Source organism: Variovorax sp. 679, assembly GCF_003952185.1.
Classification (GTDB): Bacteria; Pseudomonadota; Gammaproteobacteria; order Burkholderiales; family Burkholderiaceae_C; genus Variovorax.
The window spans coordinates 97,560-119,082 of the sequence record NZ_RXFS01000001.1; the positions used below are offsets into that span (position 1 = coordinate 97,560).

Genomic DNA, 21,523 nt, shown 5'->3' on the forward strand with positions numbered 1-21,523 from the left:
GCACATGACCTTGCCCAAGACGCTCCTTCTTTCCCGCCTCGCGCTCGCCGCACTCGTTCTTTCGATGAGCAGCACGGCCTTTGCCGCAACGCCGGCCGCGCCGCAGCCCGCGGAACAGAGCGCTGCCAAGGCCATACCCGGAGCACCGGTGCCCGCAAGCTCGCCGCTGCGGACCGGCCCCATCCGCTTCCAGTTCGCCATCTACTACCCCAAGGCGCCCACTGCCGATCCGATGGCCGCGCTGCGCGGCGTGCTCGGCAAGACCGCCGGCAGCCCGAAGCTCCTGGCGTCGCTTCCAGCCCCCTCCTCCGTCACCGCGCCCGTGGTCTTCGCTAACTGGAACACCACCACGGTGCTCAAGGAATACCGCGCGCCCGACATGGAGTCGCTGCAGCGCTTCGGCCGCGGCATTACGCGCGAGCAGGCGGAAGCACTGCAGAAGGCGGACAAGGCGCTGATCCTCGATTTCGCGCACCCCTCGCAGCAATCTCTGGCCGTGATGCAGAAGGCGCTGCTGGTCACGCTGCAGGTCGCGCGGGACACCGGTGGCCTCCTGTGGGACGAGGAAACGCGCGAAGTCTTCTCGCCCGACGAATGGCAGAAGCGGCGCGTCGACACCTGGGCCAACGGCCTGCCCGACGTCTCGCAGCACACGATCATCCACGCCTACCGCAGCGGCGAGATGGTGCGGGCCATCACGCTCGGCATGGGCAAGTTCGGCCTGCCCGACGTTGTGGTGAGCGATTTCTCGTGGTCGAGCAACCGGCCGATGGGCAGCCTCGTCAACGCTTTCTCGCAGGCGATGGCCGAGGGCATCACGCTGGCGCGGCCTGGGCAGTTCGACATGGACCTGCGCGCGCTCAGGCATGCCGCCGCGCGCGACCCGATGCTCACGGGCCTGAAGCCCAACGCCGCAGCCGTGGCCAAGCTCTCGCTGGTCAACGGCACCTGGGAAAGCGGCGATCCGCAGAACAGGCTCTACGAAATTCGCTTCGACCGCTACAAGGGCCCCGACCGCTATGCGCAACAGGACGCCATGGTGAGCTCGGTCTTCGGCACCGGAGAAGACTCGGTGACCCGCGTGAAGCACAACGACGAACTGCTCGCCGCCAGCAAGGCCGCCACCGCGCAACTGCCCAAGCTGCGCGAGGCTTTCGCCAAGGGCTTGCAGCCGGGCGAATACATCCTCGTGAAAGCGCCGTTCACCACGCGCGACGGCGGCAACGAATGGATGTGGGTCGAGGTCGCGCGCTGGAACGGCGACGCCATCGAAGGCCTGCTGAAGAACGAACCTGTCGACGTGCCGGGCCTGCACGCCGGCCAGATGGTGAAGGTCTCGCAGGCCAAGGTCTTCGACTACATGCGCCGCTACCCCGATGGCCGCAACGAGGGCAACGAGACTTCGAAGATCATCGCGCGCATGCAGGGCGCGAAGAAGTAGCGCCAGCGGCGGCCGCAGACGGCCCGCCGGGAATGACGACGGTGAACGCGCACCCCCGGCCGCCCGGCGCCTGCGCGAGCCCGATGGTGCCGGCCATTCGCTGGCAAGCCTGCCGCGCGATCGAAAGACCCAGCCCCGTGCCCTGCGCCACGGTGCCGGAGCCGCGATGAAAGCGCTCGAACACCAGCGCATGCTCCTCGACCGGAATGCCCGGTCCGCTGTCGACCACCGAGAGCACAAGCTCCCGCGCCTCGCGCCGCAACGTCACCACGACCTGGCCACCGCTCTCGACATACTTCACAGCGTTGTCGAGCAGGTTGCGCAGCACCGATTCGAACAGCGGCACGGGCAGCTCGAAGACCAGGCTGTCCTCGGACTCGAGGATCAGCTCCAGCCGCCGGTGGTCGGCGTCTCTCGATGCCTGCGCGAGATGCCGCCGCGTCAGTTCGGCGACGTCGATGTACTGGGTTTCGGGGCGTTCCGCGCCGTCCATTGTGGCCAGCTCCAGCAACTGCTGGATGAGATGCGAGCCACGCGCGATGGCATGCGCGAGATGCTGCGCGGCCTCCTGCCGCTCCTGCGGATCGGTCGAGCGCGAAAGCACGTGGGCCTGCGCGCCGATCACCGCCAACGGCGTCCGCAGCTCGTGCGCGGCGTCGTTCACGAACGAGCGCTCCCGCTCGACCTTGCCCCGCAGCTGCGCCAGCAGGTCTTCCAGCGCCCTCACCAGCGGCTTCAGCTCGGCGTACTTCGGGTCGACGCCCAGCGGCGACAGGTCTTCCGCGCCACGCGTCTGGATGCGCTCGCCGAGCAGGCGCAGGGGCTTGATGCCCTGTGCCGCGGCGATCCACACCGGCGCGAGCACGAACGGAAACGCGATGAGGAAAGGCATGAAGAGCGAACTTCCGAAGAGGCCGATCAGCCACGGAATGCCCGAGTGCGGTTCGCCCAGCCACACCTGCCAGCGCGCGCTGCTGCCTTCGTACAGCCAGTAGCGCTGGCCGCCCAGCGTCACGTCCACCATCTTGTCGGGCTCGCCGCGCAGCGCAAGGCCCTTGATCTCGGGGGAAACGTACAGCAGCCGGCCCTCGCGGTTCTTCAACTGGAAAACCACGTTGCCCGGCAGGCCGCCTTCGCTGCGGCGCAGCTCGTTGATGATCCGCCCCATCGTGTCCATCACGCCGGCGGCGACGTCTTCGTTCTCGATGCCGGCCAGCCCTGCGTTGATCTCCCGGCCGGCGCGCACCACATTCGAGTCGGTGTTCATGGTCCAGCTGAAGCTCAGGTACATGTAGACGACCAGCACGCCCCAGGCCAGCGCAAAGGCGAGCATCAGCGACAGCGCCACGCGCCGCACAAGGCTCCGGCGAAACAGCCACATCATGGCGCGAGCATGTAGCCGACGCCGCGCACGGTCTTGATCCGCTCGGCGCCGATCTTGCGGCGCAGGTTCGACACGTGCACCTCGATAGCGCCGAAGTCCACCGGCTCGCCCAGCGGGTCGAGCCGCTGCGACAGCGTGCCCTTGGGAATCACAGCGCCGGGCTCGCGCGCGAGCTCCAGCACGAGCTGGAATTCGCGCGGAGACAGGTCGAGCGCGGCGCCGCCGAGCCGCGCCACATGGCTGCGCGGCTCGATCTCCAGTTCGCCGAAGGACCACACGTCGCTGGCCTGGTGCGCATAGCGCCGGCGCACGGCATGGATACGCGCCACCAGCTCGGGCGTGGCGAAGGGTTTGACCACGTAGTCGTCGGCGCCGCCGTCGAGGCCGGCCAGCCGGTCTTCCAGCGCGGAACGCGCGGTGATGACCACGATGGGCACCGTCACGCCCGAACGGCGCCAGCGCGAGAGCAATTGCAGGCCCGAGCCGTCGGGCAGGCTCACGTCGAGCAGCACGCAGCCGCAGGCGTCGCCTTCGAGGGAGCGCGGGGCGTCGGCGATGCGGCGCAGCCACTCGATGCTGAAACCCTCGGCCTTGAGGGCCTGCGAGAGGGCGCGGCCCAGGTCAAGGTCGTCTTCTATGAGCAGGAGGTGCATCATCCGGATTGTCCGGGGGGAACCTTAAGCATTGCCAAAGGTTCGGCGAAGAACAATGCTTCGCTCCTCATCCCAGAGCCTCACGATCTTCCAGAGCCCTCGAGCATTCCGGAGTCGCACAGAGTGAACACCACCCTCGCAACCATGCTCCTCGCCGCCGCCTTCCTGTCGGGCTGCGGCAACGACGATACCGGCACGCGGCCTGCCAGCTCCGGCCTGCAGCAATCCGCCGATGCGGTGACGGGCCACGTCACGCCGGCCGGCAGCGACTTCGGCGGAGCAGGCCTGGCCGGCGCCAGGATGCTCTTTCCGGTCGGTGCCGACGCGAAGGCGATGACGGCCATGATCGCCGCGCGCCTGGTCGAGCGCGGCGCCCTGCGCTGGAACACGCGCATCGCCGAGGCCTTGCCCGAGCTGCGGCGCATGATGCTGCCGGCCTACCGCAACGTGACGCTCGAAGACCTGCTCGCGCACCGCGCCGGCCTGCCGGCCTTCACCACCGAAGACGAGTTCCGCCGCTTCCTGGCCGTCCTGCCCGAGGCCGTCCCGGCCGGTGCGCTGCCCACGACCGACGCCGGGCGCCGCCTCTTCTTCGCGCGCTGGCTGGTGCGGCAGCCGCCCGCAGCGGGCACTGGCTTCCTGTATTCGAATGCCGGCTACGCGCTCGCGGCCACGATGATGGAGCGTGCCACCGGCCTGAGCTACCGCGCGATGTTCGAGCAGGAACTGACCCGTCCGCTCGGCATCGCCGGCACATGGCGCGAAGCCGACGCGCGCGACCGCGCCAGCCCGCAGGCCTGGCTCGACGCGATCATGCCGGCCAACCGCTACGCCACCACCGCGTCGACCTACGCGAGCTGGCTGCGCTGGCACCTGCGCGCATTGCAGGGCGATGAAACGCCCCTGCCCTTCGGCTACGTGGAGCGCCTGCGCGGTCTCTCGCCCGGCAGCTACGCGCTCGGATGGACCGGCGCGCTCGTCCAGGGTCGCCCCGTGCTGCGGCACGCGCGCGGCGCCGAAGCCTCGTTGGCCGAAGCGCAGTCCGACGCCATCATCGACACCGACGGCGGCAGCGCGAACTTCGTGCTGTCGTTTGCCGGCCAGGGCAGCGACGGCCCGCGCGCCTCGGCCTTGCTCGACCGGCTCATGGCCGGCCTGGCCAGCGACACGCCCACCGCCAGGCCGCTCTTCGCGCAGCTGCGCTGCAGGCTCAGCCGCTGCAGCTTCGTGATGCGGCTGCACATCGACCGGCTGATGCGGGCGCTGCTGCACTGAGCCGCGCCGGCGCTATCTGGCGCAAACTGGAGCGCCACCCGACCACCGAGGAGCTTCCGATGCGCATCCGCGAACTCGCCACCGGCCTGCAGTTTCCCGAGGGACCGATCGCCATGGACGACGGCTCCGTGCTGCTGGTCGAGATCGCGCGCGGCACGCTCACCCGCGTGCGCGCCGACGGGCTCGTGCAGGTGGTGGCCGACCTGGGCGGCGGCCCGAACGGCGCGGCCATCGGACCCGATGGCGCCGTCTACGTCTGCAACAACGGCGGCTTCAGATGGCACACCGAGGCCGACGGCTGCCTGCGGCCCGTGGGGCAGGCCGAGGACTATTCGGGCGGACGCATCGAGCGCGTGAACCTCGCCACCGGCCGCGCCGAGCGCCTGTACGACACGGTGGAAGGCGGCGCGCTGTGCGGCCCCAACGACATCGTGTTCGACGCGCACGGCGGTTTCTACTTCACCGACCTGGGCAAGGTGCGCGAGCGCGACATGGACCGCGGCGGCCTGTTCTACGGCCATGTAGACGGCAGCGCCGCCAGCGTGATCGCGCGGCCGGTGATGACGCCCAACGGCATCGCGCTTTCGCCCGATAGCGGCACGCTCTACTACGCCGAGACAGAGGGCGCGCGCGTCTGGGCCTTCGACATCGTCGCGCCGGGCCGCGTGCGCAAGGACGGCTGGCCCTCGCCGCACGGCGGACGCATGCTCTGCGCCTCGCCGGGCGGGCACTACCAGCGCTTCGACTCGATGGCGGTCGACGCGCTGGGCAATCTCTGCGTGGCGACGCTGCTGCACGGCGGCATCAGCATCGTGGCGCCCGACGGCAGCACGGTCGAACACGTGCCGCTGCCCGATCGCTACACCACCAATATCTGCTTCGGCGGACGCGAGCGGCGCACGGCCTACGTGACGCTCTCGGGCAGCGGGCGGCTGATCGCCATCGACGACTGGCCGACGCCCGGCCTCGCACTGAACTTCGAGGCTTAGGAAACGACCTGGTAGTACAGGTTCTGCGGGTGCCGGGCCTGCGCGAAGAAGAACCAGCGCTCGGCCAGAAGCCCCGGCGCCTGCACCAGCGCCGCGAGCAGCCATGGCATCGCCCCGGCTCCCGCAATGCCCCAGGCCAGCAGCAGCGCGGGCAGCACGAAGGCCAGCAGCTGGAAGCCCAGCTTCATGTTTCCCAGCGCCGCCAGCGACGCGCCATGGAAGAACTCGCGCGTGTTGAACGAGCCGGCCGACATGCCCATCGATTTCTGCACCAGCTTCTGCGTGCGGATGCCCGTGGCGGACTGCAGCGTCGACTTGTGGCGAATGCCCGCATTGCGCCGGAGCGCCGTGCCGCGCGCAGCCCACGCCGCGAGGGTGGCGACGAGCGCACAGGGCCCGAACACCTGCACGAAGCGCGCCTCGCCGGCCAGCGCCGCCATCGCACAGGCCAGCACCAGCCCCGACGACAGCCCGATCAGCGTGAAGTTGACGATGGTCAGCGGATGCGCCCATTCCTCGATGAAGCGAAGGCAGGCGTAGATCATCGCCGTGCAATACCAGAGCAGTACCGCGCCCCACAGCGCGAACAAGGGCAGCAGCCACGACCACGGCGCCCCCATGCCGGCCCGCAGCGACAGCCCCCACACCGCCACCAGCGCGATGAAGGCCGGCAGCACGATCACCTCGCGCGACATCCACGAGGTGCGCCACATCAGCACCGCGCGCCATGCACGCGTCTTGCGGCCCAGGTGCATGAACGAGGCGGCCAGCCCGGCCACCAGCAGCACCTCGGCCACGCCCAGTGCCAGCCCAAGGAAACCCGGCGCAAGTTCGAGCCCGAAGAGCACCGCCAGCGCGAGCGCGAACACCAGCCCCTGCGCGGCGCCAGCCAGCGTGGTGAAGAAAAGAATGGAGAACGCGGGATGCATGCGGCTTATTCCTGTGCGTCCTGCCCTGCAGGCGTGATGCGCCGCGGCAGGTAGCGGTTGGCCGGGTTGGTCTCCCACTCGGGCATGAGCTGATAGCCGCCGCGCTCGCGGATCGCCTTCGACACTTCCGACTCCGGGTCCTTCACGTCGCCGAAGAGCCGCGCGCCGGTCGGGCAGGCCTTGACGCACGCGGGCTTGCGGTCTTCCTTGGGCAGCTGCTCGTCATGGATGCGGTCCACGCAGAGCGTGCACTTGGTCATGACCTGGCGCTCCTCGTCGAGCTCGCGCGCGCCGTAGGGGCAGGCCCATGCGCAGTACTTGCAGCCTATGCACTTGTCGTAGTCGACCAGCACGATGCCGTCTTCCTTGCGCTTGTAGCTCGCGCCCGTGGGGCACACGGGCACGCAGGGCGGGTCTTCGCAATGCAGGCAGCTCTTGGGGAAGTGGATGGTCTCGGTGCCAGGGAACTCGCCGGCCTCGTAGGTCTGCACCCGATTGAAGAAGGTGCCGGTGGGGTTGGCGGCGTAGGGCCGCTCGTCGGCCAGCGGGCCCGCGCTTCCGGAGGTGTTCCACTGCTTGCACGAGGTCACGCAGGCATGGCAACCCACGCAGACGTTGAGGTCGATGACCAGCGCGAGCTGCTTGGCGAGCGTCTCGCCCTGCTCGGCGCGGCGGCTACCGCCCGCGGGCGACGGCACGAAGGCCGGGGCCGGCGCCATCAGGTCCTTGAGCCACTGCATCATTTCCTGCTCCTTCCGGCGAAGTAGGTCAGCACGCTCGCCGCCTTGCCCAATACACCGGGCACCGCCGGCATGCTCGCGATCTGCGGATAGCTCTCTTCGGGCTCGCCCGGTTCGGCCGGCCGTATGCGCACGCGCACGTCGTACCAGCCTGCCTGCCCGGTCACCGGGTCGGAATTGCTGATGGTTCCGCTCGCGGTGCCTGCGCAAGGCAGCTCCTCGCTGATCAGGTGGTTCAGCAGGAAGCCCTTGCGCGCCTCGTCCGCGCCCGGCGCGAGCTGCCACGCGCCGTCGGCCTTGCCGATGGCGTTCCAGGTCCACACCGTGCCGGGCTCCACCGCCTCGCTGTGGCGCAGCATGCAGCGCACCTTGCCCCAGCGGCTCTCGACCCAGCACCAGCCGCCGTCGGCGATGCCCGCGGCCTGTGCGGTCACCGGGTTCACGTGCAGGTAGTTGTGGCTGTGGATCTGCCGCAGCCACGCGTTCTGCGAGTCCCACGAGTGGTACATGGCCATCGGGCGCTGCGTGAGCGCATTGAGCGGAAAAGCCTCAAGGTCGGTCGCGGCCTCTTCGAGCGGCGGATACCAGAACGGCAGCGGATCGAAATACGTGTCGATGCGCTCGCGCAGCGCATCGGGCGGCTGCCGCCCCGGGCTCTTGCCCTGCGCGGCGAGCCTGAAGCTCTGCAGCGTGTCGGAGTACAGCGCCAGCTGCACCGGGTCGTTACGCTGGCGCCAGCCCTTGTCCTTCGCGAAGTCGAGGTACTCCCGGTTCCAGTTGCGCATGTAGTGCATGGTCTCGGGCATGTGGTACTGGAACACGCAGTTGTTCTGCGCATAGGCCTCCCACTGCTTCGGATTGGGCGCGCCGCGCAGGTGCTCGGTGCCGTCCTTGCCGCGCCAGCCCATGAGAAAGCCGATGCCCGGCTGCGGCTCGAAGTTGACGACGAAGTCGGGATACCCGCTGTACTTGCGCCCGCCCTCGGGCGTGGTGAAGGCCGGAAACTTCAACCGCGAGGCCAGCTCGATCAGCACCTCCTGGAACGGCCTGCACTCGCCCGTGGGCGGCACCACCGGAATGCGCACCGAATCCACCGGGCCGTCGAACTCCGAGATGGGCCGGTCGAGCATGCCCATCACGTCGTGCCGCTCGAGGTAGGTGGTATCGGGCAGCACGAGGTCGGCGAAGGCCACGGTCTCGCTCTGGAAGGCGTCGCACACCACGAGGAAGGGGATCATGTGCTCGCCCTTCTCGTCCTTGCGGTTGAGCATCTCGCGCACCGCCATCGTGTTCATGCTGGAGTTCCAGGCCATGTTGGCCATGAAGATCAGTAGCGTGTCGATGCGGTACGGGTCGCCCTTCACCGCGTTGGTGATCACGTTGTGCATCAGCCCGTGCGCCGACAGCGGGTGCTCCCACGAGAACGCGTGGTCGATGCGGATCGGCGAGCCGTCGGGGTTGATCGCCAGCTCGTCGGGGCTGGCCGGAAAACCCAGCGGCGCGGCATTCAGCGGCGTGTTCGGCTGGATCATGCCGGGGTCGTTGAACGCGCGGTAGTTCGGCACGATGTGCCGCGGATACGGCGCCTTGTGCCTGAAGCCGCCGGGCGCGTCGATGGTGCCGAGCACGCTCATCAGCACGGCCAGCGCACGCACCGTCTGGAAGCCGTTGGAGTGCGCCGCCAGCCCGCGCATCGCGTGGAAGGCCACGGGCCGCGCCTGCGTGGTTTCATGCTTCTTGCCCCACGCGTCGGTCCACGGGATCGGCAGCTCGAAGGCCTGCTTCAGCGCCGTCTCGCCCATCTCGCGCGCCAGCTTGCGGATGCGCGCCGCGTCGATGCCGGTGATGGCCTGTGCCCACTCGGGCGTGCAGCTCGCCACGCGTTCGCGCAGCAGCTGGAACGAAGGCGCGACGCGCGTGCCGTCGGGCAACGTGTAGTGGCCTTCGAGCGCCGGGTCGCAGCCGTCGACGATGCCTTCGGGGTACGCGGGCTTCACGCCGCCGCTGGCCTTGTCCCACACCAGCTTGTTGTGCGGATTGCGGCCGTCGCCCGGCGGGCCGCGCTCGGGGTCGAAGGCGAACAGCCCTTCGCGCTCGCAGTCGTCGAGCACCACGAGCTGCGGCGCGTTGGTGAAGCGCTTGAGGAAGGCGTGGTCCACGAGCTCGTTGCCGATCAACTCGTGCAGCAGCGCCATGAAGAGCGCGCCGTCCGTTCCGGGCTTGATCGGAATCCACTCGTCGGCAATCGCCGAATAGCCGGTGCGCACCGGGTTGATGGAGATGAAGCGCCCGCCAGCCCGCTTGAACTTGCTGATCGCGATCTTCATCGGATTGCTGTGATGGTCCTCGGCCGTGCCGATCATCACGAAGAGCTTGGCGCGCTCCAGGTCGGGGCCGCCGAACTCCCAGAAGCTGCCGCCGATGGTGTAGATCATTCCCGCGGCCATGTTGACCGAGCAGAAGCCGCCGTGTGCCGCGTAGTTGGGCGTGCCGAACTGCCGCGCGAAGAGGCCCGTGAGCGCCTGCATCTGGTCGCGCCCCGTGAAGAGCGCGAACTTCTTCGGATCGGTCGCGCGGATCTTCGCGAGGCGCTCGGTCAGGATGTCGTAGGCGCGCTCCCAGCTGATCGGCTCGAACTCGCCCGCGCCGCGTTCGCTGCCGGCCTTGCGCAGCAGCGGCTGCGTGATGCGCGCGGGCGACACCTGCTTCATGATCCCCGAGGAGCCCTTGGCGCAGATCACGCCCTGGTTCAGCGGGTGGTTCGGGTTGCCGTCGATGTAGCGGACCTCGGGGCCCTTCTCGCCCTCGCGCAGGTGCACGCGGATGCCGCAGCGGCAGGCGCACATGTAGCAGGTGGTGGTCTTGACCGTGGTGTCGGCCGTGGGCGTGGGCGCGACCAGCGGGTCGTGCACGGGCTCGCGAGACAGGAAGCTGAACACTTGGCGGTCCTTTGTTTTCAGGCGGGGTCCGTGCGATGTTATGCAGCCTCGATCAAACGAAAAAGCAGAGAATATCGCTCACCATGACCGGAAAAACAGATCAAGCACAGAGCCAGCGCCTGCGCCTCAACCTGCGGCAGCTCGAGGTGTTCGTCGCCACGGCGCGCGAAGGCAGCACCCGTGCCGCGGCCGACCGCATCGCGCGCTCTCAATCGGCCGCGAGCAGCGCGCTGGCCGACCTGGAGTCTTCCGTGGGTGTACAGCTCTTCGACCGGCTCGGCCGCCGGCTGGTGCTCAACGAGAACGGCCGCGCGCTGCTGCCCAAGGCACAGGCGTTGCTCGACCAGGCGGCCGAGGTCGAGGCGCTCTTCAGCGGCGAGCATGCGGCGCCGCTGCGTGTGGCGGCCAGTTTCACCATCGGCGAATACCTGCTGCCGGAGCGGGTTTCAACCTGGACCGCGCAGCACCCGCAGAGCCAGGTGCACCTGCACATCGCGAACACGCACGACGTGATCGAGGCGGTCGCGGGCTTCGACGTGGACGTGGGCTTCATCGAAGGCCCGCAGACGCACCCCGACCTCGTGGTGCGCGCCTGGCGCGAGGACGAACTCGTGATCGTCGCCGCGCCAGGCCACGAGCTGGCGGGGCGCATCGCCACGCACAGGCAGCTCTCGCAAGCGACGTGGGTGCTGCGCGAGCACGGCTCGGGCACACGGCAGGTAACGGACGCATGGCTGATCCAGAACCTGGAGCAGGTGCACGTGGGCTTCGAGTTGGGCAGCACCGAGGCCATCAAGCGGGTGGTGGCATCGGGCACGGGGCTCGCGTGCCTCTCGCGCTACACGGTGGCGCAGGCGCTGGAAGACGGGCATCTGGTCGAGCTGCGCACGCGGCTGCCGGCAGGCGTGCGGCGGCTCGCGACGGTGATGCACCGCGACAAGCTGCTGGGCCGCGCGACGGCCGACTTCCTGCGCCACTGCGGCGCCATCGTTCCGCGCCGCTAGGAATCTTCAGCCGCCGGCTTGCAGCACGCGCGCCGTGTGACGCGCGATCACCGCTTCTTCGTCGGTGCGCAGCACCCAGGCACTCACCGGGCTCTCGGCAGTGGTGAGCCGCGCGGCGCCACTTCGGTTGGCTGCGGCATCGACGTTCACGCCCAGCCATTCGCAGTCTTCGAGGATGCGTTCGCGCAGCGCGGCGCCGTTCTCGCCGATGCCGCCGGTGAACACGATGGCGTCGACACCACGCAGCGCCCCCGCGAGGCTGCCCATGTGCTGCACTACCTGTTCCGCAAAGTGGCCGATGGCCTCCGCAGCGGCAGGCTCGGCCGAAGCCTCGAGCACGCGCATGTCGCTGGACACGCCCGAGATGCCGAGCAGCCCCGATTCGCGGAACAGCAGCGCCTCGACCCGGTCGGCCGACATGCTCTGCGAGCGCATCAGGTACAGCACGACGGCCGCATCGATGTGGCCGCAGCGGGTGCCCATCGTCAAGCCGTCGAGCGGAGAGAAAGTCATGGTCGTCGCGACCGATCGGCCCTGCGCGATGGCGCACATCGAAGCGCCGTTGCCCAGGTGCGCGACGATCACGCGCCGCTGCGCCAGTTCGGGTGCGATGCCCGCGAACTGCGCGACGATCGATTCGTAGGAAAGGCCGTGGAAGCCGTAGCGCCGCACGCCCGCGTCATGCAGCGCACGCGGCAGCGCGAAGCGGCGGTTGACCTCCGGTTGCACCGCGTGGAAGGCGGTGTCGAAGCACGCCACCTGCGGCACGCCGTCGAAGGCGGCCATAGCAGCGCGCACGCCCGCAAGGTTGTGCGGCTGATGCAGCGGTGCCAGCGGCTCCAGCCGCGCCAGCGCGTCGAGCACGGCCGCATCGATGCGCACCGGGGCCACGAAGTCCGCGCCGCCATGCACGATGCGATGGCCCACTGCCGCGATGCGCCCTCCTCCGGACTGCTTCGCGTGCCAGTCGAGCAGGGCCGCGAGCGCGCCCTGGTGCGAGGCCTGCGCGCCTTCGAGCGGCGTGTCGTGCAGCGTCTGCCCATCGGCATCGCGCACGCGCAGCCGCGCCTTCAGGCCCGCGCCGAGCCCGTCGGCCTGCCCCGACCAGCGCGCCGCCGGCAACGCGGCATCGCCATCGCCTGCCGCGTCGAACAACGCGACCTTGATGGAGGATGAACCTGCGTTGAGCGTCAGCAGCGAACCGGTCATGGAGTGGCTTGAGTTCAGACGTAGTCCTTGTACTTGTCGAGGAATCGTACCGGCTTCGACAGCGCATCGCGGCGGAAGGGGTCGCCCAGCTCGCGGGTGCACATGATCTCGATCACGCAGGTCTTGCCTTCATTCATCTGCATGTCGATGGCCTTCTTCAGCGCCGGGCCCACGTCCTCGAGCCTGTCGACCACGATGCCCTCGGCGCCCATGGCCTTGGCGATGCCCGCGAAGCTCTCGCTCTCGAGTTCGCCCGCCACAAAGCGGCGGTTGTAGAAGTCGACCTGGTTCTTCTTCTCCGCGCCCCACTGGCGGTTGTGGAAGACCACCGCCGTCACCGGGATGTCGTGGCGCACCGCCGTCATGATCTCGACCATGCTCATGCCCCATGCGCCGTCGCCGGCATAGGCCACGGCCGGGCGATCGGGTGCCGCGCACTTCGCGCCGATCATGGTGGGCAGGGAGTAGCCGCAGTTGCCGAAGCTCATCGGCGCGAAGAAGCTGCGCGGCTCCTCGAAGCGCAGATAGCTGTTGGCGATGGCGTTGATGTTGCCGATGTCGGTGGAGACCATCACGCGCGGCGGCATGGCCTTCTCGAGTTCGCGCAGCACCTGGCGCGGGTGCAGGTAGCTGCCGCCGGTGGGCGTCTTCTCGCCCTTGGCTTCCTCGATGACGTCGAGGCTGAACTGGTCGCGCTCGTGGGTCCACTCGTCGAGCTCTTTTTCCCACGCGGCCTTCTCGGCCTTGATCTTGTCGGCGCGTTCGGCCTTGCTGGCATCGCAGGCCAGCGTCTTGCCCTGCAGGCGCTTGAGCAGTTCCTTGGCCGTGGCCTTGGCATCGCCGTGGATGCCCACGGTGATCTTCTTCACCAGGCCGAGGTTGGTGTGGTCGGCCTCGACCTGGATGATCTTGGCCTCCTTCGGCCAGTAGTCCATGCCGTGCTGCGGCAGCGTGCCGAAGGGGCCCATGCGCGAGCCGAGCGCGAGCACCACGTCGGCCTGCGCGATCAGCTTCATCGCGGCCTTGGAACCCTGGTAGCCCAGCGGGCCAGCCCACAGCGGGTGGCTCGCGGGGAAGGAGTCGTTGCGCAGGTAGCCGTTGGCCACCGGCGCGCCCAGGCGCTCGGCGAGTGCCTTGCACTCTTCCACCGCGTCGCCCATGACCACGCCGCCGCCCGAGAGGATCACCGGGAACTTGGCCGAGGCCAGCAGCTCGACGGCCGCGTTCAGGCTGTTCTCGCCGCCCGCGCCGCGCTCCACGCGCATCGGCTTCGGGATCTCGCACTGGATCTCGCCATAGAAGTAGTCGCGCGGAATGTTCAGCTGCGTGGGCCCCATCTCGGAGATGGCCCGGTCGAAGCAGCGCGCCGTGTACTCGGCCATGCGCTTGGGGTTGTTCACGTGGCCCTGGTACTTGGTGAACTCCTGGAACATCGGCAGCTGGTTGGCCTCCTGGAAGCCGCCGAGGCCCATGCCCATGGTGCCGGTCTCGGGCGTGATCATCACGACAGGGCTGTGCGCCCAGTAGGCGGCCGCGACGGCCGTCACGCAGTTGCTGATGCCGGGGCCGTTCTGGCCGATCACGAGGCCGTGGCGGCCCGACACGCGCGCATAGCCGTCGGCCATGTGGGCGCCGCCCTGCTCGTGCACCACCGGGATCAGGCGGATGCCGGCGGGCGCGAAGATGTCCATCGCGTCCATGAAGGCCGAGCCCATGATGCCGAAGATGTCGGTCACGCCGTTGGCGACCATGGTCTCGACGAAGGCCTCGGAGGGCGTCATCTTCTGCACGCCCTTGACGGCTTCGCGGGTGGGTGCGGCGGGTTGCTTCTGGCTCATGGAAGGCGTCTCCTGAAGGGATGGGGGCAGTGGGTTGAAGCGCGAAAAGTCGGAACTTCTTGTTCCGGAATTCGTTTCGGCGGAATATAGGACGCCATCCGCCTTGCGTCAAACAATTTACAAAAAACGGAACGAATCGTCTCTTTTTTTGTAAAACGCATATGATCCGCGCCATGAAAATCGTCAAAGGCCTCACGCCGGAAGCGCAACAGGAGCCGGCGGGCCCGGGTGGAGACTCGCCCACCATGCGCCTGTTCGCGCTGCTCGAAGTCATGGCAGCGAAGGACCAGCGCTACTCGCTGCAGGGCCTCGTCGAAGAAACCGGCCTGCCCAAGCCCACGCTGCACCGCATGCTCCAGCAGCTCGAAGGCGCGGGCCTGCTGCAGCGCGAGGGCGACGGCAGGCACTACGGCATCGGCACGCGGCTTCGGCGGCTGGCCGAGAACCTGCTGCTCAACGACAGCCTGCACGGTGCGCGCCACACGGTGCTGCGCCAGCTGGTGGAAGAGATCGGCGAGAGCTGCAACCTCACCGCGCTTTCGGGCAGCGAGGTCGTCTACCTCGACCGCGTGGAAACCGCCGCGCCGCTGCGCTTCTACCTGCACTCGGGCTCGCGCGTGCCGGTGCATTGCTCGGCCAGCGGCAAGATCTTTCTCTCGCAGATGAGCGCTGCGCAGCGCCGCCGGCTGCTCTCGCACGCGCCGCTGGAACCGTACACGCAAAGAACGCTGACCGACCCCGAGGCGCTGGAGAAGGAAGTGCAGCGCGTGCGCAAGGACGGCTACGCCATCGACCACGAAGAGTTCCTGCCGGGCCTGCTGTGCATCGCCACGCTGGTGCCCTCTGGCGACGACGCGCCCTCCAACCTCTGCATCGCGGTGCAGGCGCCGGTGATGCGGCTCGATGCCGCCAAGGCGAAGACGCTGCTGCCCGCGCTGCAGCGCGCGGCGCAGGCGCTCAGCCGCATCGACGCCGACGCCGCCTCCGATCGCGCGCAGGCCTGACCACCACACATCTCCGGGAACCGCCATGACCGACACCGCCGACCTTCGACCCGACCGGATGCTCAGCGTGCGCGAGGTATTCGGCATCGACACCGACCTGCGCGTGCCCGCCTTCAGCGAGCGCGACGACCACGTGCCCGAGATCGACGCGGTCTACCGCTTCAATCCCGACGTGACGCTCGCCATCCTCGCGGGCTTCACGCGCGACCGGCGCGTGATGGTTCAGGGCCTGCACGGCACCGGCAAGTCGACCCACATCGAGCAGGTGGCGGCGCGGCTGAACTGGCCGTGCGTGCGCCTGAACCTCGACGGCCACATCAGCCGGCTCGACCTCGTCGGCAAGGACGCGGTGGTGCTGCGCGAGGGCCGGCAGGTCACCGAGTTCCAGGAAGGCATCGTGCCGTGGTCGCTGCAGCGGCCGGTGGCGCTGATCTTCGACGAGTACGACGCGGGCCGGCCCGACGTGATGTTCGTCATCCAGCGCATCCTGGAGCGCGACGGCAAGTTCACGCTGATGGACCAGAACCGGGTGCTGCGCCCGCATCCCTTCTTCCGCCTGTTCGCCACGGCCAACACGGTGGGCCTGGGCAATCTCAACGGGCTGTACCACGGCGCGCAGCGGCTCAACCACGCGCAGATCGACCGCTGGAACATCGTGGCCTCGCTCGACTACCTGCCGGCCGCGGAAGAAATCGCCATCGTGCAGGCGCGCGTGCCTTCGCTGGCCGACGAAGCGGGCACGAAGCTCGTCGCGTCGATGGTTGCCGTGGCCGACCTCACGCGCAAGGGCTTCGCGGCGGGTGACCTGTCGACGCTGATGTCGCCGCGCACCGTCATCACCTGGGCCGAGAACGTCGAGATCTTCAAGGACCCGGCGCTGGCATTCCGCCTTTCCTTCGTCAACAAGTGCGACGACGCCGAGCGGCCGCTGGTGGCCGAGTACTTCCAGCGCTGCTTCGACCGCGAACTGAAGGAGTCGCACCAGCTCTCCGCAGGCACGCGCGAATGACTGCCGGACCCGCGAGCGCGATGCAGCGCCGCGTGCGGCAGGAGGAACAGGTCGCGGAGCTTTGCGCCGGCGTGGTGCGCGCCTTCAGCGGCGAACCCGACCTGCACTTTCGCGGGCGGCGGCTGCATCGCGGCCGCCTGGCGCTTCCATGGTTCGCGCCGCACCTGCATCCTTCGCCGGACACCGACGACTTCGCATCGTTTCGCGGCGTGGCCGACGGGCTCGCGCTGCGGCTCACCCAGTCGGATGCCGCGCTGCACGAGCGCCTGCGCCCCGAGGAGCCGGTCGAGCGCATGCTGTTCGAGATGCTCGAGCAGTTCCGCGTGGAAGCGCTCGCGCCCGAGCTCATGGCCGGCATGCGCCACAACCTTCGGCACCGGCACGAACAGTGGTCGCTCGCCTTCCATCACTCGGGCCTGACCGACACGGCGCGTGGCCTGCTGCTGTACGCCGTGGCGCAGATCTGCCGTGCGCGCGTCAGCGGCGAACAGGTCGTCGAAGAAACCGAAGACATGCTTGAAGCCACGCGCTTCGCGCTCGCGCCGTTGATCGGCCATGCCCTGGCTGGCCTGCGAAAGGATCGCACCGACCAGGCCGCCTACGCCGCGCACGCCCGTGCCATCGCGCGCACCGTCGCAACCATGCTGCACGAGGCTGGAGAAGAAGGCAGCGATGCCGCGCGCGATCCGCATGTGGACGACAAGCGCAGCGTGTTCAGTCTCGTGGCCGACATGGACCAGGAGATCGTCGAGCGCTTCACTACCGCCGAGTCGGGCCGCAGCGCCGTGCTAGATGGCGCGGGCGGCGCCTACCGCGTCTTCTCCGATGCCTACGACCGCGAGCACGACGCCGCCACGCTCGCGCGCAAGGAGGTGCTCGCAGGCCATCGCGAGAAGCTCGACCGCCGCATCGCCGCGCAAGGCGTGAACATCGCCCGCCTCGCCCGCGAACTGCGTGCGCTGCTGGCCGAGCCCGAGCGCGACGGCTGGGACGGTGCACAGGAAGAAGGCCTGGTCGACGGCCGCCGCCTCGCGCAGCTCGTGGCCTCGCCCACCGAGCGCCGCCTTTTCCGCACCGAGCGCATGGAGCCGGCGGCCGACTGCATCGTCACCTTTCTCATCGACTGCTCGGGCTCGATGAAGGAGCACGCCGAGTCGGTGGCGATGATGGTCGACGTGTTCGCGCGCGCGCTCGAACAGGCAGGCGCGGCCAGCGAGGTGCTGGGCTTCACGACGGGTGCATGGAACGGCGGGCGCCCGCAGCGCGAATGGGTGCGCGCCGGAAGGCCAGCGCATCCGGGCCGGCTCAACGAGCGTTGCCACATCGTCTTCAAGGCCGCTGCGACGCCATGGCGCCGTGCGCGCCCGGCAATGGCGGCGCTGCTCAAGGCCGACCTGTTCCGCGAAGGCATCGACGGCGAGGCCGTCGACTGGGCCTGCATGCGGCTGCGCCAGCGCGGCGAAGCACGCAAGCTGCTGCTGGTGATTTCCGACGGCTCGCCGATGGACAGCGCCACGCACCTGGCCAACGACGAGCACTACCTCGACCACCACCTGCGCGACGTGGTGGCGCGCCAGGAACAACGCGGCGACATCGCCATCGCGGGCATCGGCGTGGGCCTCGACCTGAGCCCCTACTACAGCCGCAGCCATGTGCTCGACCTCGCGACCTCCAGCGGCAACAGCATCTTCCGCGAAGTGATCGAGCTCATGGCTGGACGTCATCGGCGCTGAGCCGCTGAGGCCTTTGGAACTACATCCAAGTCCCCGATTGACAAAGGGCGCGTCGGGTTCATACATTGCGTTTCAAATTCAAGAACGTTGTTCCAATATATGGAACAACAAGGAACGCCAAAGCTTCATGGACTCCACGCTTGCCAAGGGCCTCGCCGCCATCGAATGGATGGTGCGCCAGCAGCGCGAATGCCGCGTCACCGAACTGGCACAGGCCTTCGGCATGGCGCGCAGCAACGCGCACCGCACGCTGCAGACGCTGGTCGAATGCGGCTGGGCCGTGCAGGACCCGGACACGAGCACCTACCGACCCAGCCTGCGCCTCTTCGAACTGGGGTCCATGGTGTCCGACGCATCGGACATCGGCACGCTGCTGCGGCCCCATCTCTCGCGGCTCGCACAGGCCACGGGCGAGACCATCCACCTCGCGGTGCTCGACGGCGCCGAGATCGTCTACCTCGACAAGTTCGACAGTCCGCTGCCGGTTGCCGCGTACTCGCGCATCGGCGGCCGTGCGGCCGCGTACTGCGTGGCATCGGGCAAGGCGCTGCTCGCGGCGGCCGGGCTCGGCGTGCCCGCGCTGCAGGAGTGCCTCGGCACGCTGGTGGCACACACGAAGAACAGCATCACCGACTTCGACGCCCTCTTCAACGAACTGGAACGCTCGCGCGCCCGCGGCTACGCGGAGAACCGCGAGGAATGGCGCATCGGCGTCTGCGGCCTCGGCGTGCCCGTGCTCAACGCGCGCGGCGAGGCCGTGGCGGCCGTCGGCATGAGCGTGCCCTCGATCCGCTTCGCGCGCACGCAGGCGCGCGGGCTGGCCGACCACCTGATGGCCTGCGCGCGCGATGCCAGCGTCACGCTGGGCTATCGCGTGGGCGCCGCACCGGCCGGGCCGTCGCCGATGTCCATCGCAAAGAGAAGGAGACCTGAATGAAGCTGTTCCTCGCCCCCTGGCTGCACGCCGGGTTGCTGGCCCTCGCCGCTTTCGCATCGCCCTTCGCGGCGCATGCGGACAACGGCGACTACCCGACGAAGCCGATCCGCCTCGTCGTGCCCTACCCGCCCGGCGGCGGCACGGACGTGATCGCGCGCATCGTGCAGGAGCGCTTCGCGACGCTGCTGGGCCAGCCGGTGCTGATCGACAACCGGGGCGGCGCGGCCGGCTCCATCGGCACCGAGCTGGTGGCCAAGTCGGCGCCCGACGGCTACACGGTGCTGTTCACTCTGTCTTCGCACACCATCAACCCGGCCATCTACGCCAAGCTGGGCTTCGACACCGCGAAGGACTTCGCGCCCGTAGGCATGGTCGCCTCGCTGCCGCAGATCCTGGTGGCGAACACGCAGTTTCCGGCGAACACGGTGGCCGAGCTGGTCGCGCTGGCCAAGGCCAAGCCCGACAGCATCTCCTTCGCCTCGGTGGGCAACGGCTCTCCCGGGCACCTCGCGGGCGAGCTGCTGAAGCTGCGCACCGGCACGCAGATGACGCACGTGCCGTATCGCGGCGGCGGCCCGGCAGTGACCGACGTGATGGGCGGGCAAGTGCCGCTGCTGTGGGTGTCCATTCCCGCCGCCGCGCAGTTCGTGAAGGCAGGCAAGCTCAAGGCGCTCGCTGTGTCGACAACCAAGCGCAGCGCGGCCTTCCCCGACGTCCCGACGATGCAGGAAGCCGGCGTGCCAGATTTCGACGTGGACTCCTGGTACGCCGTGTTCGTGCCCGCGAAGACACCGAAGCCCGCCGTCGACAGGCTCAACCGCGTGATCAACACGGTCGTCAAGGAGCCGGAGATCCGCGACAAGCTGCTCGCACAAGGCAGCGAAGGCGTGGGCGGTACGCCCGAGCAGCTTGGCAAGGTGGTGACCACCGAGCTCGTGCGCTGGCAGAAGCTCGCCAAGGAAGCAAGCATCAAAGTCGATTGAGACGCACAGGTCCCCATGGAACATCCGAACACCCCCTCTTCTCCCATCGCCGAACTGGTGGCGCGCGCCCGCGCCGCGCAGCGCATCTACGAGACCTGGTCGCAGGCGCAGGTCGACACCGCCGTGGTAGCGGCTGGCTGGGCCATCATCGAGCCGGCGCACAACCGCGAGCTGGCCGAGCTGGCCGTGAAGGACACCGGCGTAGGCAACGTCGAGGACAAGGTGCGCAAGAACCACCGCAAGACCTTCGGCCTGCTGCGCGACCTGCACGGCGCGCGCTCGGTCGGCGTGATCACGGAAGACCCGGCGCGCGGCATCGTCGAGATCGCGCGGCCCGTGGGTGTGGTGTGCGCCATCACGCCATCGACCAACCCTGGCGCGACACCGGCCAACAAGATCATCAATGCGCTCAAGGGACGCAACGCGGTCATCGTCGCGCCCTCGCCCAAGGGCTGGTCGACAGCAGTGCGACTCATCGAATTCATCCACCAGCAGTTCGACCGCATCGGCGCGCCGCGCGACCTTGTGCAGCTGCTGCCGGCACCCGTCAACAAGCAGTCGACCGCCGAGCTGATGCGCCTGTGCGACCTGGTGGTGGCCACCGGCTCGCAGGCCAACGTGCGCGCGGCCTACGCGAGCGGCACGCCGGCCTTCGGCGTGGGCGCGGGCAACGTGGCGGGCATCGTCGACGAGACGGCGGATGTGGAAGCCGCAGCCGATCGCATCGTGCGCTCGAAGACCTTCGACAACGCGACGAGCTGCTCGTCGGAGAACAGCCTCGTCATCGTCGACGCGGTGCGCGCCAAGATGCTCTCGGCGCTGAAGGACCGTGGTGCCGTGATGCTGGCCGACGCGCAGAAGGCGACGCTGCAGAAGCTGATGTGGCCCGAGGGCAAGCTCTCGGCCGCCGTCATCGGGCAGTCGGCACGCGTCATCGCCGAGCGCGCGGCCGAGGTCGATGGCGCCAACCGGGCCGCGTGGCAGGCGATTGCCGAGGCCGACCCGCGCATCCTCATGGTGGCCGAGGACGGCGTGGGCCACGACCACCCGTTCTCCGGCGAGAAGCTGAGCCCCGTGCTCGCGGTGTACGCGGCGCGCGACTTCGACGAGGCCGCCGCCACGGTGGCGCGCATCTACTCGTACGAAGGTGCGGGCCACTCGGTGGGCCTGCACAGCGCCGTGCCCGAACGCGCGCTCGCGCTGGGCCTCACCCTGCCGGTGTCGCGCGTGATCGTCGACCAGGCGCACTGCATCGCCACCGGCGGCAGCTTCGACAACGGGCTGCCTTTCTCGCTGTCGATGGGCTGCGGCACCTGGGGCAAGAACAACTTCTCCGACAACATGAACTACCGGCACTACCTGAACATCACGCGCGTGTCGCGGCCGATTCCCGAGGTGGTGCCTAGCGAGGAAGACATCTTCGGCGCCTTCTTCGCCAGCCACGGCGCGAAGTGAC

General features: G+C 68.9%; 17 protein-coding genes. 10 read left to right on the plus strand and 7 right to left on the minus strand.

Annotated elements, in window-relative coordinates:
- Positions 1 to 4 precede the first annotated feature (4 nt).
- Positions 5 to 1,441: a DUF2314 domain-containing protein gene (locus EJO71_RS00545; protein ID WP_125947301.1), complete on the plus strand. Its 1,437-nt coding sequence runs from the start codon at positions 5 to 7 to the stop codon at positions 1,439 to 1,441.
- Here the strand turns inward: EJO71_RS00545 and EJO71_RS00550 are convergent.
- Together EJO71_RS00550 and EJO71_RS00555 are read right to left on the minus strand one after the other, a co-directional pair.
- Positions 1,410 to 2,825, minus strand: a complete 1,416-nt coding sequence (locus EJO71_RS00550; protein ID WP_125947300.1) for an ATP-binding protein — start codon at positions 2,823 to 2,825, stop codon at positions 1,410 to 1,412. The two genes, EJO71_RS00545 and EJO71_RS00550, sit on opposite strands and share 32 nt — an antisense overlap.
- Entirely contained in the window at positions 2,822 to 3,478 is a 657-nt protein-coding gene (locus EJO71_RS00555; protein WP_125947299.1) for a response regulator transcription factor, read from the minus strand. Before EJO71_RS00555 ends, EJO71_RS00550 begins: the two co-directional genes overlap by 4 nt.
- 144 nt (positions 3,479 to 3,622) lie before the next feature.
- Between EJO71_RS00555 and EJO71_RS00560 the strand changes: the two genes are divergently transcribed.
- Both EJO71_RS00560 and EJO71_RS00565 read left to right on the plus strand, forming a co-directional pair.
- Positions 3,623 to 4,753 carry a serine hydrolase domain-containing protein gene (locus EJO71_RS00560; RefSeq protein ID WP_137860452.1) on the plus strand — a complete coding sequence of 377 codons (1,131 nt, stop codon included), beginning with the start codon at positions 3,623 to 3,625 and terminating at the stop codon, positions 4,751 to 4,753.
- Positions 4,754 to 4,812: 59 nt separating this feature from the next.
- The gene (locus EJO71_RS00565) at positions 4,813 to 5,742 is read left to right on the plus strand and encodes an SMP-30/gluconolactonase/LRE family protein (protein ID WP_125947297.1); all 930 of its coding nucleotides are present in this window, start codon (positions 4,813 to 4,815) and stop codon (positions 5,740 to 5,742) included.
- Here EJO71_RS00565 and EJO71_RS00570 read toward each other — a convergent pair.
- The 3 genes from EJO71_RS00570 to EJO71_RS00580 are packed head-to-tail and all read right to left on the minus strand — an operon-like array spanning position 5,739 to position 10,350.
- The gene (locus tag EJO71_RS00570; protein WP_125947296.1) at positions 5,739 to 6,671 is read right to left on the minus strand and encodes a DmsC/YnfH family molybdoenzyme membrane anchor subunit; all 933 of its coding nucleotides are present in this window, start codon (positions 6,669 to 6,671) and stop codon (positions 5,739 to 5,741) included. The two genes, EJO71_RS00565 and EJO71_RS00570, sit on opposite strands and share 4 nt — an antisense overlap.
- Positions 6,672 to 6,676: 5 nt before the next feature.
- Positions 6,677 to 7,414 carry a 4Fe-4S dicluster domain-containing protein gene (locus EJO71_RS00575; protein WP_125947295.1) on the minus strand — a complete coding sequence of 246 codons (738 nt, stop codon included), beginning with the start codon at positions 7,412 to 7,414 and terminating at the stop codon, positions 6,677 to 6,679.
- Positions 7,411 to 10,350 (minus strand): molybdopterin oxidoreductase family protein, encoded by a 2,940-nt coding sequence (locus EJO71_RS00580; protein WP_125947294.1) that lies wholly within the window; start codon positions 10,348 to 10,350, stop codon positions 7,411 to 7,413. Before EJO71_RS00580 ends, EJO71_RS00575 begins: the two co-directional genes overlap by 4 nt.
- An 83-nt stretch (positions 10,351 to 10,433) precedes the next feature.
- Here EJO71_RS00580 and EJO71_RS00585 point away from each other — a divergent pair, with 83 nt between their 5' ends.
- On the plus strand, positions 10,434 to 11,354 hold the full coding sequence (locus EJO71_RS00585; RefSeq protein WP_125947293.1) for a LysR family transcriptional regulator: 921 nt from the start codon (positions 10,434 to 10,436) through the stop codon (positions 11,352 to 11,354).
- 6 nt (positions 11,355 to 11,360) lie between these two features.
- On the opposite strand, the gene EJO71_RS00590 is transcribed toward EJO71_RS00585, so the two are convergent.
- Positions 11,361 to 12,563: an acetate/propionate family kinase gene (locus tag EJO71_RS00590; RefSeq protein WP_125947292.1), complete on the minus strand. Its 1,203-nt coding sequence runs from the start codon at positions 12,561 to 12,563 to the stop codon at positions 11,361 to 11,363.
- A gap of 14 nt (positions 12,564 to 12,577) precedes the next feature.
- Positions 12,578 to 14,401, minus strand: a complete 1,824-nt coding sequence (gene xsc / locus EJO71_RS00595) for a sulfoacetaldehyde acetyltransferase (RefSeq protein WP_125947291.1) — start codon at positions 14,399 to 14,401, stop codon at positions 12,578 to 12,580.
- 161 nt (positions 14,402 to 14,562) lie between these two features.
- On the opposite strand from xsc, the gene EJO71_RS00600 reads away from it, so the two are divergent.
- The 6 genes from EJO71_RS00600 to EJO71_RS00625 all read left to right on the plus strand — a co-directional run bounded on the left by EJO71_RS00600 (position 14,563) and on the right by EJO71_RS00625 (position 21,522).
- A complete protein-coding gene (locus EJO71_RS00600) occupies positions 14,563 to 15,405 on the plus strand; it encodes an IclR family transcriptional regulator (RefSeq protein WP_125947290.1) in 843 nt (280 codons plus the stop codon).
- Between the two features lie 25 nt (positions 15,406 to 15,430).
- A complete protein-coding gene (locus EJO71_RS00605) occupies positions 15,431 to 16,414 on the plus strand; it encodes an AAA family ATPase (RefSeq protein WP_125947289.1) in 984 nt (327 codons plus the stop codon).
- Positions 16,411 to 18,147 (plus strand): cobalt chelatase, encoded by a 1,737-nt coding sequence (locus EJO71_RS00610; RefSeq protein ID WP_125947288.1) that lies wholly within the window; start codon positions 16,411 to 16,413, stop codon positions 18,145 to 18,147. The genes EJO71_RS00605 and EJO71_RS00610 overlap by 4 nt, the downstream gene beginning before the upstream one ends.
- Positions 18,148 to 18,274: 127 nt before the next feature.
- Positions 18,275 to 19,084: an IclR family transcriptional regulator gene (locus EJO71_RS00615; protein WP_125947287.1), complete on the plus strand. Its 810-nt coding sequence runs from the start codon at positions 18,275 to 18,277 to the stop codon at positions 19,082 to 19,084.
- Positions 19,081 to 20,067 carry a tripartite tricarboxylate transporter substrate binding protein gene (locus tag EJO71_RS00620; protein WP_125947286.1) on the plus strand — a complete coding sequence of 329 codons (987 nt, stop codon included), beginning with the start codon at positions 19,081 to 19,083 and terminating at the stop codon, positions 20,065 to 20,067. The genes EJO71_RS00615 and EJO71_RS00620 overlap by 4 nt, the downstream gene beginning before the upstream one ends.
- 15 nt (positions 20,068 to 20,082) lie before the next feature.
- The gene (locus tag EJO71_RS00625) at positions 20,083 to 21,522 is read left to right on the plus strand and encodes an aldehyde dehydrogenase family protein (protein ID WP_125947285.1); all 1,440 of its coding nucleotides are present in this window, start codon (positions 20,083 to 20,085) and stop codon (positions 21,520 to 21,522) included.
- Position 21,523 lies beyond the last annotated feature (1 nt).